Genomic DNA, 16,264 nt, shown 5'->3' on the forward strand with positions numbered 1-16,264 from the left:
CGATATTTTTAAAACTTATTCAATCAACTTAAAAATTTAACTCTTTCGCTAAATCCTTGTTAATCAACAAGTTTTTATCTGCATCACCGCCGATGGATGTGCATTCTACAGCATTTCAGATCCGTTGCAACCCCCTTTTTTAACTTATTCTTCTGAGTGGACGTTTTTTAAACTAAAATGGGTTTTTTCTTTATTTTTTGAGCATAAAAGGTACAGAAGCCGCTAAATTATCCCATATTTTTTCATTTTGATTTTTCTCCTGCCACTTCAGCGCACGACAATCTACGTATTCACAATAGCCTGACTCACCGCTTTCTTCTCTCGCGTTAATTTTGATTTGGTATTGAAAACTGCCGACATAGCCCGCAGCCAAACCGAATTTAAAATCGCCACGACTTTGTGCCTGTACCTGAATTACATCTCCTCGCTTATTTTGATAATGCCATTCAAACTCACGCGGTAGATACATGCTCTGTCCATTTGGAGTCACAACTTTAGGATAAACACGATGCACATGAAATTGCACATTTGCATCAAACAACTCCGTACGTTCTACATTGGCATATTTGAGATACATACGTGATTGCACAATACGGTTAAAACTGTCCCGTGTTTGCGCCATCAGGAGTTGATCACCATTATGGAGTTGAATAATTTGATAGGTAAAGAATGCCAAGGGTAAATAGGGAAACTGGATGGCACGTGCAAATTCAAACACACCTTGATGTGCAATTTTATAGGTCTGCTCTTTATAGACCAGATGTCCTTCACAATAGCATCGTGTAGACCAGTGCTCTCCCAAGCCCATGCGCATTTTATTAAAGTAACTCACATGTTGAGTCGTATGCACTTGAAGCTGAAAACTTAATTCACTGTCTTCGCGTTGTATTTCTAAGTGTGGCAAATTTCCAGAGATATGCTCAACACTGGAAAATTGCAGTAAATTTTTAGTTAAAAAGCAATCTTGATCAATCGAGTAGCTACGTAACTGTCCAACCATATGCGGACTACAACTACTGAACAGGATGGCTGTATCTGCAATTGAGGTTTGAATAGCACTGTCATTGCGTAACATCGGTGCATGTGTGGCAGCAAATAAGCCAATGAAATTCAAATAATGTAAAGGAGCTGGCAGATTGGGAAGAATAACCCCGAAGTAAATGAGTTTGTATTGTCTGGTCGGGGCATGAAAATGAAGCTGCGGCTTTTTGAGAGCCAGATTCAATTGTTTGGAGCGATCTAAAAAATCTTGAAACAATTGCATAACCTAGCTCCTCATCACAGCTCAATCCATAATTAACTCACACTCTGCTTGCGAGCTAAAAAGGTGGTAACAAAACCTGAAAGTGCATAAATGATCGAAATCACTAAAATGCCCACAGGAATGTTATAGGTCATTGCCGCCAAAATAAAAACGGCTATCGGCAAGACGGCGAATGGCACTCGACGACGGTCTACTGTTTTAAATGAATAATATTTGATGTTAGAGATCATCAATAATCCAACAGACACAATAATGGCTGCATTCACAATCTGAACACCTAATTCATTCAAATTGAAAATTGCTGGGAAATCACGCCCGACCCAGACCATGGAAATAATCATCACGGCCGCCAATGGACTAGCAACCCCAATAAAATAACGTTTATCAACCACACCAATTTGTACATTAAAGCGCGCCAAACGGAATGCCGCACAAGCGGTATAAATAAAACAGCAGGCCAAACCAATACGGCCTAAATCATGCAGACTCCAGCTATACATCAGAATTGCTGGTGCAACACCAAATGCCAACAAGTCTGAGAGCGAGTCAAATTGCTCGCCAAAGGCACTTTGCGCACCAATAGCACGGGCGACACGACCATCTAAACCATCAAATAATGCGGCAAGAAAAATCGCATAAATGGCTTGGGTAAAATCACCATTCATACTGGCAATAATAGAATAAAAACCAGACAGCAATGCCGCAGTGGTAATTAAGTTAGGCCACAGATAAATACCACGACGCTTGACCTTATGCCCTTCTTGAGTATGCTCCTCCTCTACGACTTCAAAGGTAATCCCATCGTAGTCATGTTCCGGAGCATTTAACTCTCTTTCAGGTTTCGAGCTGTTTGTCATTGTTTTATATCCTAATCTGCAACCTAACTTATTTTATATTTAGTAATTATTCGCCAACTAACCAACGCACGGCAGCATGACCACCATGTTCTTGCATGCGTAGGTGTGGGAATAACCATTGTAATGCTTCATCGGCATCTTGCGAGAATTTCCATGGTGGGTTAATCACCAATAAACCACAACCATTTAGACCGACTGGCGTATCATCTGGCCATACGCAGACTTCACAGATCAACTGACGGCGAATACCCGTTTTGAACATTTTCTTCTCAAAACGATCAATCATGGCGCGGTCTTTAATTGGATACCAAACAGCGAACACCCCTGTTGGCCATTTTTTATAAGCCGCAACTAAGAGTTCAACCAATTGCGGGAAGTCTTTACGTTCTAACTCATAGGGTGGATCAATCATTACCAAGCCACGCTTTTCTTTCGGAGGAATGACCCCCAATAGACCTTCATAGGCATCGCGCTCATGCAAGCCTGCGCGTTTGTCATGAATGTTATGACGCAATTGCTGAAATACATCACGCTGCATTTCAAAAATGGTGGCTTTATCTATCTCACGCATGCCTTCCAGTGCAAACCACGGTGAACCAGGATATGCACCTTTACCAAAATTCCCCCGCATTTTTTCAACAATTTTTAAATATTGCTGCACGCCTTCAGGCGCAGTGCGTTTCACAGAGTCATCCAGCTTAACTAGACGGTGAATACCATTTAAGAACTCACCTGATTTTTGTGCTTCAGAGGTAGATAAGTCATATTTACCTGCACCACCATGCGTATCAACATAGCGATATGGTTTATCTTTTGCATTGAGTCGAGTCAAAAGCTGAAGCAATAACACATGCTTCATGACATCGGCAAAGTTGCCTGCATGGAAATGGTGACGGTAATTCATTGCTGTTTAATTCCTAAAATCAATGGGTATTTTAGCATGAAAAATAGTTTCATTCCGATGGATATGTTGTTCTAGAATAAAGCGGTTCTGTTTTCTTGTTTTGAGTTGTGCTTTTATGCTTGCTTCCAAGCTTCCTATCTCATGGAATATCGATCAAGTCCTAAATGATCTTGATCAACATGGTTTTGCACTGATTGATCAAGCCTACCCTGCTGAATATGTGGCTGATTTGGTGCAGGAATGCAGCTCACACTTAAATCAGTTTCGGGAGGCTGCCATTCAAAATGGCGTGGTCAGTAAAATTCGCAGCGATCATATTTTATGGATTCAACCCGAATTAAGCATTGCCCAACAACATGTCGATACGTTATCTCTCTTGTCTGAAGCACTGAACCAAGCTTTTTATTTCGGTATTCGCGAAGTCGAAGCCCATTTCGCTTGCTACCATGCTGGCGAGTTTTATGCTCTACACCGTGACAATCCACAACAAAAAAATGATCGTGTCATCTCTGTCGTTTACTATCTACATGAAACCTGGCAAGACGACTGGGGTGGTCAGCTACGCTTGCAAGATAAAAATGGCGAATGGCACATTATTCAACCTCAGCCGAATCGGATTGCGTTATTCCAAAGTGATTTGCTGCATGAAGTAGTTGAAGCCAAACATCAGCGTTTATCCATTACGGCATGGTTAAGAAGTGGTAACTCCATCTGGTAGACCTTTAAATTCTGCGCACTGACCACATATACCCAACTTAACCCAAGAGGACAGCACCAATGCTTAAAGATGCAAAGCAAATCATTGCACGAATTGGCGAAACTGACCAAATGTATTTGGAAGGTAATACCCCTGATTTAGCTTTAGAACGTGCAGATTTGCGTTTAGCATTAGTCACGCTGAGTCGTGTACGCCAAGAACAATTACATTTCTTACAAGAAGCTATTGTGTTACTAGAGCAAGGGCGGATTGAATTTGAAGAAATGCCATTACGCATGTATTTAAATTTGTCTTTGCATTTGGCCAAAGCCTATATGCTGTATTTTGAAATTACCAAAGAGCTGCGCTTTGCCCTCATTACCCAGCAGATTTTAAAACCGCTGACCGTGCATGAACATGGTGATGTGTATTTCTTCCTTGCTTATGCCAGTGCCTGTAAAAATGAAACGGCTTTAAGTCGTCATTGGTTAAAAAAATATAGCCAAACGGCTGAGTTTGATTCTTTCCTATTACATCAACACCCTGCATTTGAGCCGTACCGTGAAACCTTATGGTTTGTACAACTGACCCAGCAAAAATTGCATTAAAAAAACAACCCACTAAAAAGCGCCAATACAGGCGCTTTTTTTATCGGTCACGGGGCAATTAGATTCGCAATTTGCTGACTGTTTTAAGCCATTTGTAATTTAGAGGCATCCATATGCAGTTGTTGGTTGAGTTCATCAATCCAAATCGCCCAATCATCATCCTGAACCAGATGGCTGATCAGAAAATCGCGCTGTGACTTATTCCAAAACGGTGCTTCATGCAAGGACAAGTGTGCAGGAAGCTGATGTGTACGCACGTATAACTCTATTGCCGCCAAACTATTGGCTAAACCTAATTGTGAAAACAGTAACTCTAAGGATGGATTGTTCTTCATGATCGCCCTACCCCTTATCAATTCATCTGTAATTTATTATTTAATTAACTTATAAGAATTACACAGACAAAAAAAGAGGCTGTAGAGACTTTGTTGTAGCTTTTTGTGAACTACGAAAAATCACTACAGCCTGTATTAGCCACTAATATTCATGGTTCCAGTATCTTCATGCAGCTGTTCATTTAGGGTGTCAATCACAATGGCCCATTCATCATCTTTGTCCCAGTGACTGTGTAGAAATTCTCGCTGCGAATCTGTCCAAAAACTGGCTTGATGTAGCTCGACATCAGCGCCCAATTGATGCTCACGGATAAATTGATCGATATCACTTTCACTGGCACTTAAACCTAACTGTTCAAATAGCAGTTCTAGGGTGGGTTGTACATCAAACATTATTCTGCCCTCACATTGGTTCTTGTTCTCTTTTCAAAGTAACGGAATGGCACAATAAAATCATTCTGTATATTTTTTCAGCATGTTATTTTTTGTTGATTCTATTCAGCCATAAAAAAAGCACCCTCAAGGAGGATGCTTTTTTAACTTAATCAATGAAGATTAAATTAGTTCACCATGTCAGCAACTGCTGCACGCTCTTCTTCTAACTCATTAAGAGTGAAGTTGATACGCTCACGGCTGAATTCGTCGATTTCAAGACCTTGAACGATTTTGTATTCGCCATTTTCAGTTGTAACAGGGAAACCGAACATTACGCCTTCAGGAATACCATAAGAACCGTCAGAAGGAATACCCATAGTTACCCATTTGCCGTTTGTGCCAAGAGCCCAATCGCGCATGTGGTCGATTGCAGCGTTAGCAGCAGACGCAGCAGAAGACAAACCACGTGCTTCGATGATCGCAGCACCACGTTTACCCACTGTAGGAAGGAATACGTCTTTGTTCCAAGCCGCATCGTTGATTTTGTCTTTTAAGCTTTCGCCGTTTACAGTTGCAAAACGGTAGTCAGCATACATTGTTGGAGAGTGGTTACCCCAAACTGTCATGTTTTCGATGTCAGAAACAGCAACACCCGCTTTTTGAGCAAGTTGAGTTAACGCACGGTTGTGGTCAAGACGTAACATTGCTGTGAAGTTTTTCGCTGGAAGATCTGGAGCAGATTTCATTGCGATGTAAGCATTCGTGTTCGCAGGGTTACCTACTACAAGAACTTTAACGTCACGGCTAGCAACTTCGTTAAGTGCTTGACCTTGACCAATAAAGATTTCGCCGTTCACTTTAAGCAAGTCAGCACGTTCCATACCAGGACCACGTGGACGTGAACCAACCAATAACGCGTAGTCTGCATCTTTAAATGCAACTTTAGGATCATCAGTACCGATCATGCCAGCCAATAATGGGAAAGCACAGTCATCTAATTCCATCATTACGCCTTTAAGCGCAGCTTGAGCTTTCTCAAATGGAACTTCTAACAATTGCAAAATAACGGGTTGGTCTTTACCAAGCATTTCACCGCTAGCGATACGGAATAATAAGCTGTAACCGATTTGACCAGCTGCGCCAGTAACGGCAACGCGAACAGGTTGCTTCATGTAATTATCTCCAATTGAGGATCGTTAATATGATTAAACGGGTCTGTCCGTTTTCATCGAATTATCATAAACGGCAAAGATTGTACTCCAATCCTTAAGGATATGCATAAAAAAGAGCGTCAATTTCAACAAAAGTCTGATAGAAAATATAAATCGCCAGTCACAAAAAAATTAATACGACCCTTTAATCGTGATCTGGGTTGGGCAATTGCCAATCACGGCAGATGAGCATTGTTTATACTGTCCATTAGTTTTATAACAAACGTTGACTTTGGTCAGATAGTTTTCACCCCGATAACTCTGACAGCCTAACTGAATGCCGCCATTCGGCAAACGCGGATTCAGACGTAAAAATTGCAACTTGATATGATTTTGCGTCACCGTTTTTGTTTCAGGACTGGACAGTTCCGCAGGAATTTTTAGCCGTTCGGCATAATTAATAATGGTACGAAAATATTGACTGGCCCCCATCGGCACACAACCACCAATAGAACGCCAAAGTTGCACACGCGCATTTTCATCGGGCATGACTCTGGCCACCACCTTGGCTTGAAGCGGGGAAAGAGCTGCTGAGCTTGATGTTTCACAATTGCGTTGTGCTGTTTCAGGCAACAGTCCAACAATATTCAGTGAATAGCCTTCCAAGCATTTCCGTTTTTTGCTTCTTTGGCTATCCAACATACACATGGCCGGGGTCATTTGAATTTCCATGACATAGCCCAACGGCGTAGAGGGTGATGCGGCACTAGCTGCAAGTGAACAAACAGACCAGCCTAGACCACCGATAAACAGCAGTACTATTTGAATCCCTGTTTGTTGAACTTGTTTAAACCACATCAATGCTAAACCTTTTCGCACATCTATTTTATGGGGTACCACGATACGGGATCAGCTGCATACGATTGGTAATCGACTGTGCACCTTGACCTAACAACACACCATAATGGGTCGCATTGGTCATGACATGTTTGACATAGTCCCGCGTTTCATTCAATGGAATCGATTCAGTATATTGGTCTGCAGCCAGTGGACGATCATCCGGTTGCCAGCGACGAGCACGATTCGGCCCCGCATTATATCCCGCTGTTGCCAGCACAGGATTACCGCTTAATTGGCTATTAATCATCGACAGATAGAATGTCCCATAACGAATATTGGTATTCATATCCGTTAACGCGGCAGGATTATAGGTTTCCCCCATCTGCTTCGCAACCAGTCGTGCCGTATCAGGCATAATCTGCATTAAGCCCCCCGCTCCAACATGAGAGCGTGCGCTAGAAACAAAACGACTTTCCTGACGCATCAGTCCATAGGCCCAAGCTGGGTCAATACCTGCATTTTGACTGTGACTCACGACATAGCTTTGGTGCGGCATGGCATAACGGTAGGCGTAATTATGTTTACGCTCGGTACGGTCCGCCGCATAGATGGCCCGATCATACCAGCCCATATCCGTTGCCCGTTTAGCAGCAGCCAAAAGCAAACCATCATCATGTTTTAAATAGGCTTGTCGCACCGCCCAATTCCATTCGCGATTGACGTAACTGTCTGGAGCATTCACATTTCGCAAAGTAAAAGCACGATTAAAATGAATATCCTGACTCAAGCGTTGAATATCGCTATTGCTTGGCTGAACATTGGCAGGAATGGAGCTATAGCGCTGTCCAACATGATCTTTCGCCAACAAGTTATGATAATCATCGCCTTGGGCAAGCTTGTGAAATATTTCCTGTGCCGCACGCTTTGACTTGGCATCATTACGTTGCTCATAAGCACGTGCCAACCAATACTGCCAACGGTCTTCTTGTTTTTGATTGACACTCATGGCATCAATGGCACGAATCACACTTTCCCATGCACCAAAGCGAATGGCTTGACGTGCATAAATTTCAGCTTCTTCTGGGCTAAATGGCAATCCATAACTGGCATCCAGATTATTTAGTACTTCGCGTTTAAAATTATTTTTCATGACCGTGGTGCCACCCACATAACCCACCGCACGGTACAAAGCTTTTTGTGCCTGTTCGGGCATCCCTTGTGCCGCTCGCTGAACAGAGGAAATGGCCGCATCCAAATCACTATCAGCCATGCGACCCATGGCAAAAATTAGGTAGGCTTGATCTTCTGCTGTCGCTTTTGGTGCAGACCAAACATAATTTAAAGGATCGGCCTGAATTTGATTCAACTGTGCCAAGCTCAAATTCAGCCCGAGAGTCTGTGCGGTCGCAACAGCTTGTCCCGACTGTCCTGCCCGTAATAAAACCCATAAACGCTGCTGTTTGTCTTGTTCGGTCATTAACGGGCTAGACAGCATCATGCGTGCCAAGCCGGTACAGGACTCTGGTTGTGAATTGGTGGTAAGCCACACATCTTTATATTCAGCAAATACTAATGCATCCCCAGTTTTTGCCCGAACCTGTGCCACTGCACAGCTCTCGGCTTGATCGGCATTGGTGACATAAGGCAGTATAGGTTGTGCGCTATTAAAATCAGCCTGTTTAACTTTTTCTTCGACATAATCTGCCGCCAATTTTTCCGCCATAGCCGATTGCGGATAACGTCGCGCAAAGTTAATGATGTTATTGGCTGGCTGAAAACCTAGATTGGCATTCAAGGTCCAGTATTCTGGGTAATAGCCCAAAACATCATTTTGCATTGACGCTTGGTACTGTTGTAACAGTTCAACATTGCCCGAATTCGCGGCTTGTAAGGCATCATTGAATTGTTCATCTGCTGCATAGGCCTGACCCAGCAGACCCATTGAAGCCACACTCCATGCAAGTACGTGATAATAATTTTTTTTATCGAACCACTGATTTAACATACGTGTGCCTTCATCCTGTATTTTTACCTAGTCGACCTAATCTCAATGCGAACACCTCATTCTGCTGCTAGTGTAGATTATTCTCTCAGCATGCTGTTGTTGTGTTGTGTAACCTTCTGATAAGGCAATATTAATTTTCAAACATTTTTGCTTCATAAATCAATATTTTTGCGTTGATATTTAAAGCTGTCCGTTTTTCTGTAAATCCTGCTAAAATATGCGCCTTCATTAATTTTCATCGTGTTTTCTCCTGTTTCCCTGCTCGCCCGTGTTGAAAAACACCATGCCAGCTTAATTCAGAGACAGTGGATACACGTTTCTCCGCTTTACCCTTAGGAGCCTACATGACGGTTCAAACCTTCATTCCAGATGGTGCCAACGCTGCCTCAGAAAACACTGTTACCCAGCCACAGCACACCCCAGCCGACGGTTCAGTTAAAAAACTGTATATCGAAACGCAAGGGTGTCAGATGAATGAGTATGACAGTCATCGTATGGCAGATTTACTTGGCGATTCACATGGTTATGTGCTAACTCAAGATCCGAAAGACGCCGATATTCTACTCATGAATACCTGCTCGATTCGTGAAAAGGCCCAAGAAAAAGTATTTTCCAAGCTGGGTCGTTGGCGCAAACTGAAAGACAAAAATCCTGATCTGATTATTGGTGTGGGTGGTTGTGTTGCCTCGCAAGAAGGTGACAACATTCAAAAGCGTGCCAACTATGTCGACATGATTTTTGGTCCACAAACTTTGCACCGTTTGCCACAAATGCTCGATCAGCATTTTGCACAAATTGAAAAGCCCAAGAAAGACAAAATCAAACTGGTGGATATTTCTTTCCCAGATATTGAGAAATTCGACTTCTTACCAGAACCACGCGTTGAAGGTTACAAAGCCTTTGTGTCAATTATGGAAGGTTGTTCAAAATACTGTTCATTCTGTGTCGTGCCCTACACCCGTGGTGAAGAAGTTTCTCGCCCACTCGATGATGTATTGGCAGAAATCGCGACGCTAGCTGAAAAAGGCGTGCGTGAAATCAGCCTCTTAGGTCAGAACGTGAATGGCTACCGCGGTGAAACCTTTGAAGGCAATATCTGTACCTTTGCTGATCTGTTACGTCTAGTCGCAGAAATTCCAGGGATTGGTCGTTTACGTTATACCACCTCGCACCCGCTTGAGTTTAATGACGATTTAATTCAATGCTACCGTGACTTGCCGCAAATGGTTTCACACCTGCATTTACCAGTGCAAAGTGGCTCGAATGCTGTATTACAAGCCATGAAGCGTAACCACACCATTGACGTGTATATCGAGAAGATTGCCAAGTTACGCAAAGTTCGTCCAGATATGCATTTATCCAGCGACTTCATCATCGGCTTCCCAGGTGAAACGGATGAGAACTTTGAAGAAACCTATCAATTCATCCAAGATATGGACTTTGACCATTCCTATAGTTTCGTCTATTCAAAACGTCCGGGGACACCTGCGTCTGAACTAGAAGACACCACGCCTGAAGATGTGAAAAAAGAGCGTTTAGCCAAGGTGCAAAAGTGGATTAAGCAATCGAGTATTGAAAAGACTGATGCGATGCTGGGTACAATCCAACGGGTGTTAATTGAAAAAGTTTCGGATAAAGATCCGAACTTATTAATGGGTACAGCCGACAATACACGTTTCGTAACATTTATTGGTGATGCGGCGTGGGTCGGACGCTTTGCAGAGATTGAGATTACCGAAATTAAAACTTTGAATTTAGTTTATGGTGAACTCTTGAATCTTGAGCCTGACGTGGCGTAATGTAAGGGTATAGACCCAAGCTACCATAAAGGAACTCACTTGACTGCAGCGATTCGACGTACAGTAACTTTTCCTGGTATTTCAATGGAGCGTTTAAAGAGCATGCTCGGTGCTTATAACGGTCACTTGAAACAAATCGAACAACGTCTAGATGTCCAAATTTCCCATCGAGGTGATTATTTCTACATCGATGGGGAGATTGATGCAGTCGAGAGAGCCGAGACACTCTTGCAACGTCTGCATGAAGAAGCTGAAACCTCTCAACAAATTACTGCCGACGTCATCCACATGATGATTCAAGGCAGTCAGACTGACCGTGAAATTCAAGCAGATTTTTCTGACAATGAACACACGGGTTTAGAAGATGTCTATCTCCAAACCCGTAAAGGTCGGATTAATCCACGTGGTGCAAACCAACGCCGCTATGTGCAGCGGATTCTACAAAGTGATATTTCATTTGGTATTGGTCCTGCAGGGACAGGTAAAACCTATCTTGCGGTTGCTGCCGCTGTGGACATGCTCGAACGCAATGAAATTCAACGGATTTTATTGGTGCGTCCAGCAGTTGAAGCCGGTGAAAAACTCGGTTTCCTGCCAGGTGATTTAAGCCAGAAAATCGATCCCTACTTACGCCCTTTGTACGACGCCTTGTATGAAATGCTCGGTTTTGAAAAAGTGGCAAAGTTGATTGAACGTCAAGTGATTGAAGTTGCACCGCTAGCGTATATGCGTGGTCGTACCCTCAATCATTCTTTTGTAATTCTGGACGAAGCACAAAACACCACGCCTGAACAAATGAAAATGTTCCTGACGCGTTTAGGCTTTGGTTCGCGTGCCGTGATTACGGGGGACATCACGCAGGTCGACTTACCGCGTGGTCAGCAATCTGGCCTTGCACATACACTTCGTGTGATTGAAAACATTAAAGAAATTCATATTACCCGCTTCCATTCACGTGATGTGGTGCGTCATCAACTGGTACAAAAAATCGTAGAAGCTTACGAAGGTTGGGACAGCGAACAACAACGCCTGAGTGCTGAAGCACGTGCAGAGCGCAAAGCCCGTCAAGAAGCGTTAATTGCCGAAAATGATGCCGCTGCGGATGCACAAGATTAACCGCCTTAAGGACTCCTTTTGAAACTTAGCCTCTCCTTACAACAATCGTTTCAGTCACCCGAGTTGGTGCTGAAACGTGCTTATATCAAAAAAGTCGTCGAAACCAGCTTACGTCATATCGATACCCAAAGTGATTGTGAAATCGGTATTGCCTGTGTCGACAATGATGAAAGCCATAAACTGAATTTAGAATATCGTGGCAAAGACAAACCGACCAATGTGTTGTCTTTTCCCAGTGATTTGCCAGATGAGATGGCACAAGTCCTTGAGGCATTCCCGATCGGTGACTTGGTGATTTGTATACCTGTTGTGCTGCAAGAAGCGCAAGAGCAAAACAAGGCACCTCTAACCCACTTCACCCATATGTTGGTGCATGGCACGTTGCATCTGATGGGCTATGACCATGAAACCTCTGAAGCAGATGCGGAAGAAATGGAAGCCTTGGAAATCGAAATCCTCGCCAAACTGGGTTTTGAAAATCCGTATTTAGAACAAGACTAAATCTTAAAAAGCGAGCCTCGGCTCGCTTTTTTATGTCATCGGGCATCACAGTACTGAGCAAAATCAGAAGGGACAGCGATGAATTATGTGGTTATTTTTAAAGCTAAAACCAAAACCTTAGATCACGCATATTATGCAACCGCACAATTGCTACGAGAAAAAGCACTCACCCAGTTTAATTGCCAAAAATTTGAAACCATTTCAGAGCAAAATTTTGAAATCGCATTGTCTTATTGGTATAGCTTGAGTGACATTCAGGCGTGGCATCAAGATGCAGAACACCAAGTCGCACAGCAGTTTGCTAAAGAACACTGGTACCAATTCTTTAGTGTCGAGATTTGCAAGGTTGAGCGTCGTTATGCCTTTGTACCCTCCTAGGTGTGTATGAGACCCAACAAAAAAGCCCTCAGTGATTCACTTGAGAGCTCAATTTGGTTTAATGGTTTTTATTTAAATTAATGCACTTCAAACTCTGCTTCAGCAGGATCAAAACGCCAAGTACGTACAATTCTTAATTCCGAAATATCCTTCATCTGACTGTCAAAAGCTGTAAATGGCGCCGCCTTACGCACTGAAGCTTTCGCCGCCTCGTCTAGCAATTCATGCCCTGAACTTTCAATCAAACGGATCGCGCGTATGCCGCCATTACGATTCAGAATCACCATCAAACGTACCTCTCCCGCTAAACGCTGTTGCTTGGCCTGCTCTGGATAATAGCGGTTCCCGTAAAATTCGACTTTTTGTCTGAATTTTTCCATATAGGCTGCGGTCACATCTTGCTTGGCCTGAATTCCATCGACCGTTTTAATTTTCTGTTGGCGACTAAAGTTTTGCTGACGTTGCAGATACTGGGCCTCTAAACTAGCAACCATCGCGGCTTTGGCTTGAAACTGGCTATTGAGCTCTTCCATGGCTTTTTTACGGCGATTTTTCTCGGCTTGCTTTTGCCAGCTGAGCGTCGTCATTAAGACTTTTTCTTCAAAATTCAACTCACGCTTTTGTTGTGTCTTTTGCAACGTTTCCATTTGCTGCTCACCCGCACTTTGATCTAGCATAGGTGCAGGCATATCACTCGACATACGATGTGCTTCACGAAAAGTTCCCGAACCTTGCTGATCGGCCTGTGCCAAGAAGTCAGCATGTTCAATTTTCTGTTCGCTGGGGCGTAAAGTCACGGCGATTTCTTTGACTGTGGCATCTTGTTGTGTCGGTGCCGCGAATTGAATCGCCAAAATCAACACATGTAAAACCAGTGCCAGAATAACCGCTGTTGTAAAAATCGGATCTTTCCACCAAGCGCGCAATAAAGGCGTATAATTTATTCTATTCAGTATCATATGTAAGCGACAAACTGCCTTCCCCAAACTGCATGCACAGTAAAATTTTGACTTGGTTGCTATTATTTTGATAAAACCTGAAGTTCATCAATACAACAGAATCACTGCATTAAAATACTGAAAATGGTGCAATTAATTTTGCTAAACTGCAAGATTGAATTTTTGTATTTTAAATACAATTTGGCAAAATTAATCGAAAGCCTGTAGATTCACTTGCTAGGATGCCTTTATGCAAACGCTACTTTCCAATATTTCTAAACGGCTACATCAAGTGTACCAAAAAGCTGAGGGCTTTATTGAGGATGAGCGCGAATTTCCCCTGTCGCAAGTTTTCCTGAACGCCACCTTTCAGCGCTTTGTGACCGACAATGTGAAAATGCTGAAAGATTTACATGCCGATTTGCATGATGACTGGCTCCGACTATATGCCACTTTAGAATTTAAAGGGCTGTATACCACCCTGTCGGTGGATCTTAAGCTTGTGCAAATGGAAATGAATAAAGACATGCAGCTGATTGTGTTTGAGCAGATCAGTGACACGCAAGTGATCGAAGCGAAATTTCAAAATGTATTTCAAAAAATAGGCTTCAAAGCAGCCCTGTATTTTTATCAAAAAATTCTCAACAAAGATCCGTTGGGCATGATTTTAGAAAAATTGAATGTTATTAAAGTCAAAGATGATTTATTACATTTAGACTTAAACCGCTGGCTCGGCAAGCAACGTTCAATTATTGATACCTTAAGCAAAGTCCATGTCAATCATGCCGTGTTACGCGAAGCCGAATTGGTGGTTTTGGGTAATGTAAATCTGGCCGCCTTGTTTGGCAAAATGTCGGAAGATGAAATTGACGATTGGGCGCACCAAGGCATTCCTGAGACCCAAGTCACACCGATTAAACAAAAAAATAGATAAGCTGACGCTCTGTAAAACAATGTGCTGTAGCCATAAGTAAAAGACTACAGTACAGATACATTTTGCACTGAAAAGCAGATTTTATCTTCATAATGCTGCGGCATAATAAACTGGTGTAATCTTTAGATACACTTATTTCAAACTTCATAGGAACACTTTCAGCAATGGCTAACAATGTTTTAAAAACAATAGCAATGACCACAGGCATTGCCTCTACATTGCTATTTACAGGCTTCTCGAGCCAAGCATTCGCCATGAGTCCATTCCAAGCAAGTTATCAATTTAACTACAATGGCAAAAACATGGGCTCGGCAACTCGTACCTTAAGCAAGTCTGGCAATAACTGGACCTATGTTTTTGCGGCCAAAGCAGGTGCCATCGCCTCTGCTTCTGAAACCAGCCGTTTTAGCTTTAATGCCGGTAAAATCAATTCGAACAGTTTTAGTCGTACCAGCAAAATTTTAGTGCATAACAACACCATGAGCATTAAATTCAATCCAAGTGCAAAAACCATCAACACCAAAAAAGACGATAAAGCACGCTCTTTTGCTTGGAAGGCAGGTACTCTGGATGAACTCAATGCTGAATTGCAAATCCGTGAGGACTTAAAGGGTGTAGGCATGAAATCGTCATATTTAATTGCCGATGCCAAAGAAGTCGAGTCGCGCCAGTTTATTAAACAAGGTTCAGAAAAAGTCAAAACCGCTTACGGTACCTTTGATACCGTGAAAGTGGTGATGAAACATGATAAACCTGGCCGTGATACCACATTCTGGCTCGCACCGAAACTGGATTACCTCCCTGTTAAAGTCAGCCACCAAGATGGGAAGTCTTCTTATGGTTTATTGCTAACTGACTATAAAGGCCCCATGAATTAAGCCATTTTGATGATTTCTACTTGATTTTTTTCAGGTGCTTTTTAAAATACGCTTTTGCTTGAAAAAGCACCTGCCCCCGAGGATTCTCCCGTGCACGCACTAGAACAAAAAATCTTAGCAGAAGGTATCGTTCTCTCTGATCAAGTTCTGAAAGTCGATTCTTTCTTAAATCACCAAATTGACCCAGTTATGATGCAACAGATTGGTCAAGAATTTGCGCGTCTATTTAAAGATGCGGGCATCACCAAAATCATTACGATTGAAGCTTCAGGAATTGCGCCTGCGGTGATGGCTGGTTTAGAACTCGGTGTGCCTGTGATTTTTGCACGTAAGTATCAGTCTTTAACTTTAAAAGATGACTTATACCGTTCTAAGGTGTTCTCTTTTACCAAACAGATTGAAAGCACCATTGCGATTTCAAACAAACACATCAGTGCAACCGATAAAGTTTTAGTAATTGATGACTTCTTGGCCAATGGTCAAGCCGCTTTAGGTTTGGCTGATTTAATTCATCAAGCCAATGCAGAAGTTGTCGGGATTGGAATTGTGATTGAAAAATCATTCCAGCCTGGTCGTGCTTTATTGTTAGAAAAAGGCTATCGCGTAGAGTCTCTTGCTCGCGTGAAATCTTTAGCGAACGGTACAGTCGAGTTTGAACGCGACTAAGCCTTGCAAGCTGATTTA

18 protein-coding genes are annotated in these 16,264 nt (G+C 42.7%); 9 read left to right on the top strand and 9 right to left on the bottom strand.

Annotation, left to right across the window (positions count from 1 at the left end; genetic code table 11):
* Positions 1–190 precede the first annotated feature (190 nt).
* From ACX17N_RS05740 to ACX17N_RS05750, 3 genes are read right to left on the bottom strand one after another with little or no spacing between them, the layout of a single operon-like run.
* Positions 191–1,264 carry a DUF6670 family protein gene (locus ACX17N_RS05740; RefSeq protein ID WP_458891622.1) on the bottom strand — a complete coding sequence of 358 codons (1,074 nt, stop codon included), beginning with the start codon at positions 1,262–1,264 and terminating at the stop codon, positions 191–193.
* Between the two features lie 32 nt (positions 1,265–1,296).
* Positions 1,297–2,121: a CDP-diacylglycerol--serine O-phosphatidyltransferase gene (gene pssA, locus ACX17N_RS05745; protein WP_458891623.1), complete on the bottom strand. Its 825-nt coding sequence runs from the start codon at positions 2,119–2,121 to the stop codon at positions 1,297–1,299.
* A 46-nt stretch (positions 2,122–2,167) separates the two neighbouring features.
* Positions 2,168–3,025: a 23S rRNA (adenine(2030)-N(6))-methyltransferase RlmJ gene (locus tag ACX17N_RS05750; protein ID WP_458891624.1), complete on the bottom strand. Its 858-nt coding sequence runs from the start codon at positions 3,023–3,025 to the stop codon at positions 2,168–2,170.
* A 115-nt stretch (positions 3,026–3,140) separates the two neighbouring features.
* Between ACX17N_RS05750 and ACX17N_RS05755 the strand changes: the two genes are divergently transcribed.
* Both ACX17N_RS05755 and ACX17N_RS05760 read left to right on the top strand, forming a co-directional pair.
* Positions 3,141–3,743 carry a 2OG-Fe(II) oxygenase gene (locus ACX17N_RS05755; RefSeq protein WP_458891625.1) on the top strand — a complete coding sequence of 201 codons (603 nt, stop codon included), beginning with the start codon at positions 3,141–3,143 and terminating at the stop codon, positions 3,741–3,743.
* 59 nt (positions 3,744–3,802) lie between these two features.
* The gene (locus ACX17N_RS05760; RefSeq protein WP_458891626.1) at positions 3,803–4,330 is read left to right on the top strand and encodes a hypothetical protein; all 528 of its coding nucleotides are present in this window, start codon (positions 3,803–3,805) and stop codon (positions 4,328–4,330) included.
* An 83-nt stretch (positions 4,331–4,413) separates the two neighbouring features.
* Here ACX17N_RS05760 and ACX17N_RS05765 read toward each other — a convergent pair whose 3' ends face one another.
* From ACX17N_RS05765 to ACX17N_RS05785, 5 genes are all read right to left on the bottom strand, one after another.
* Positions 4,414–4,665: a DUF2789 family protein gene (locus ACX17N_RS05765; RefSeq protein WP_458891627.1), complete on the bottom strand. Its 252-nt coding sequence runs from the start codon at positions 4,663–4,665 to the stop codon at positions 4,414–4,416.
* 135 nt (positions 4,666–4,800) lie between these two features.
* A complete protein-coding gene (locus ACX17N_RS05770; protein WP_458891628.1) occupies positions 4,801–5,058 on the bottom strand; it encodes a DUF2789 family protein in 258 nt (85 codons plus the stop codon).
* A gap of 167 nt (positions 5,059–5,225) precedes the next feature.
* Complete coding sequence (locus ACX17N_RS05775) at positions 5,226–6,212, bottom strand: malate dehydrogenase (protein ID WP_016168548.1); 987 nt, start codon at positions 6,210–6,212, stop codon at positions 5,226–5,228.
* 171 nt (positions 6,213–6,383) lie between these two features.
* The gene (locus ACX17N_RS05780; protein WP_458891629.1) at positions 6,384–7,049 is read right to left on the bottom strand and encodes a ribonuclease T2 family protein; all 666 of its coding nucleotides are present in this window, start codon (positions 7,047–7,049) and stop codon (positions 6,384–6,386) included.
* A gap of 28 nt (positions 7,050–7,077) precedes the next feature.
* Entirely contained in the window at positions 7,078–8,973 is a 1,896-nt protein-coding gene (locus tag ACX17N_RS05785) for a lytic transglycosylase domain-containing protein (RefSeq protein WP_458891957.1), read from the bottom strand.
* Positions 8,974–9,380: 407 nt separating this feature from the next.
* Between ACX17N_RS05785 and miaB the strand changes: the two genes are divergently transcribed.
* The 4 genes from miaB (at position 9,381) to ACX17N_RS05805 (ending at position 12,830) form a co-directional block, all read left to right on the top strand.
* Positions 9,381–10,835 (top strand): tRNA (N6-isopentenyl adenosine(37)-C2)-methylthiotransferase MiaB, encoded by a 1,455-nt coding sequence (miaB, locus tag ACX17N_RS05790; RefSeq protein ID WP_458891630.1) that lies wholly within the window; start codon positions 9,381–9,383, stop codon positions 10,833–10,835.
* Between the two features lie 39 nt (positions 10,836–10,874).
* Complete coding sequence (locus tag ACX17N_RS05795; protein ID WP_100243262.1) at positions 10,875–11,951, top strand: PhoH family protein; 1,077 nt, start codon at positions 10,875–10,877, stop codon at positions 11,949–11,951.
* Positions 11,952–11,969: 18 nt separating this feature from the next.
* A complete protein-coding gene (ybeY, locus tag ACX17N_RS05800; RefSeq protein WP_458891631.1) occupies positions 11,970–12,452 on the top strand; it encodes an rRNA maturation RNase YbeY in 483 nt (160 codons plus the stop codon).
* A 78-nt stretch (positions 12,453–12,530) separates the two neighbouring features.
* Positions 12,531–12,830, top strand: coding sequence for an antibiotic biosynthesis monooxygenase family protein (locus ACX17N_RS05805; protein WP_458891632.1), 300 nt, complete (start codon positions 12,531–12,533; stop codon positions 12,828–12,830).
* 77 nt (positions 12,831–12,907) lie between these two features.
* On the opposite strand, the gene ACX17N_RS05810 is transcribed toward ACX17N_RS05805, so the two are convergent.
* Positions 12,908–13,789 carry an energy transducer TonB gene (locus tag ACX17N_RS05810; protein WP_458891633.1) on the bottom strand — a complete coding sequence of 294 codons (882 nt, stop codon included), beginning with the start codon at positions 13,787–13,789 and terminating at the stop codon, positions 12,908–12,910.
* A 229-nt stretch (positions 13,790–14,018) separates the two neighbouring features.
* Here ACX17N_RS05810 and ACX17N_RS05815 point away from each other — a divergent pair, with 229 nt between their 5' ends.
* From ACX17N_RS05815 to ACX17N_RS05825, 3 genes are all read left to right on the top strand, one after another.
* A complete protein-coding gene (locus tag ACX17N_RS05815) occupies positions 14,019–14,702 on the top strand; it encodes a hypothetical protein (protein WP_458891634.1) in 684 nt (227 codons plus the stop codon).
* 164 nt (positions 14,703–14,866) lie between these two features.
* The gene (locus tag ACX17N_RS05820; protein WP_458891635.1) at positions 14,867–15,580 is read left to right on the top strand and encodes a DUF3108 domain-containing protein; all 714 of its coding nucleotides are present in this window, start codon (positions 14,867–14,869) and stop codon (positions 15,578–15,580) included.
* 90 nt (positions 15,581–15,670) lie between these two features.
* Entirely contained in the window at positions 15,671–16,246 is a 576-nt protein-coding gene (locus ACX17N_RS05825) for a xanthine phosphoribosyltransferase (protein WP_458891636.1), read from the top strand.
* Positions 16,247–16,264 lie beyond the last annotated feature (18 nt).

This window comes from Acinetobacter sp. GXMZU3951 (assembly GCF_054457875.1).

Coding starts and splice junctions, on each gene's coding strand:
- ACX17N_RS05755 (WP_458891625.1), top strand. CDS start 3,141: ATGCTTGCTTCCAAGCTTCCTATCTCATGGAATATCGATCAAGTCCTA.
- ACX17N_RS05805 (WP_458891632.1), top strand. CDS start 12,531: ATGAATTATGTGGTTATTTTTAAAGCTAAAACCAAAACCTTAGATCAC.
- ACX17N_RS05770 (WP_458891628.1), bottom strand. CDS start 5,058: ATGTTTGATGTACAACCCACCCTAGAACTGCTATTTGAACAGTTAGGT.
- ACX17N_RS05760 (WP_458891626.1), top strand. CDS start 3,803: ATGCTTAAAGATGCAAAGCAAATCATTGCACGAATTGGCGAAACTGAC.
- ACX17N_RS05765 (WP_458891627.1), bottom strand. CDS start 4,665: ATGAAGAACAATCCATCCTTAGAGTTACTGTTTTCACAATTAGGTTTA.
- ACX17N_RS05785 (WP_458891957.1), bottom strand. CDS start 8,973: ATGGGTCTGCTGGGTCAGGCCTATGCAGCAGATGAACAATTCAATGAT.
- miaB (WP_458891630.1), top strand. CDS start 9,381: ATGACGGTTCAAACCTTCATTCCAGATGGTGCCAACGCTGCCTCAGAA.
- ACX17N_RS05815 (WP_458891634.1), top strand. CDS start 14,019: ATGCAAACGCTACTTTCCAATATTTCTAAACGGCTACATCAAGTGTAC.
- ACX17N_RS05810 (WP_458891633.1), bottom strand. CDS start 13,789: ATGATACTGAATAGAATAAATTATACGCCTTTATTGCGCGCTTGGTGG.
- ACX17N_RS05775 (WP_016168548.1), bottom strand. CDS start 6,212: ATGAAGCAACCTGTTCGCGTTGCCGTTACTGGCGCAGCTGGTCAAATC.
- ACX17N_RS05820 (WP_458891635.1), top strand. CDS start 14,867: ATGGCTAACAATGTTTTAAAAACAATAGCAATGACCACAGGCATTGCC.
- pssA (WP_458891623.1), bottom strand. CDS start 2,121: ATGACAAACAGCTCGAAACCTGAAAGAGAGTTAAATGCTCCGGAACAT.
- ACX17N_RS05750 (WP_458891624.1), bottom strand. CDS start 3,025: ATGAATTACCGTCACCATTTCCATGCAGGCAACTTTGCCGATGTCATG.
- ACX17N_RS05740 (WP_458891622.1), bottom strand. CDS start 1,264: ATGCAATTGTTTCAAGATTTTTTAGATCGCTCCAAACAATTGAATCTG.
- ACX17N_RS05780 (WP_458891629.1), bottom strand. CDS start 7,049: ATGTGGTTTAAACAAGTTCAACAAACAGGGATTCAAATAGTACTGCTG.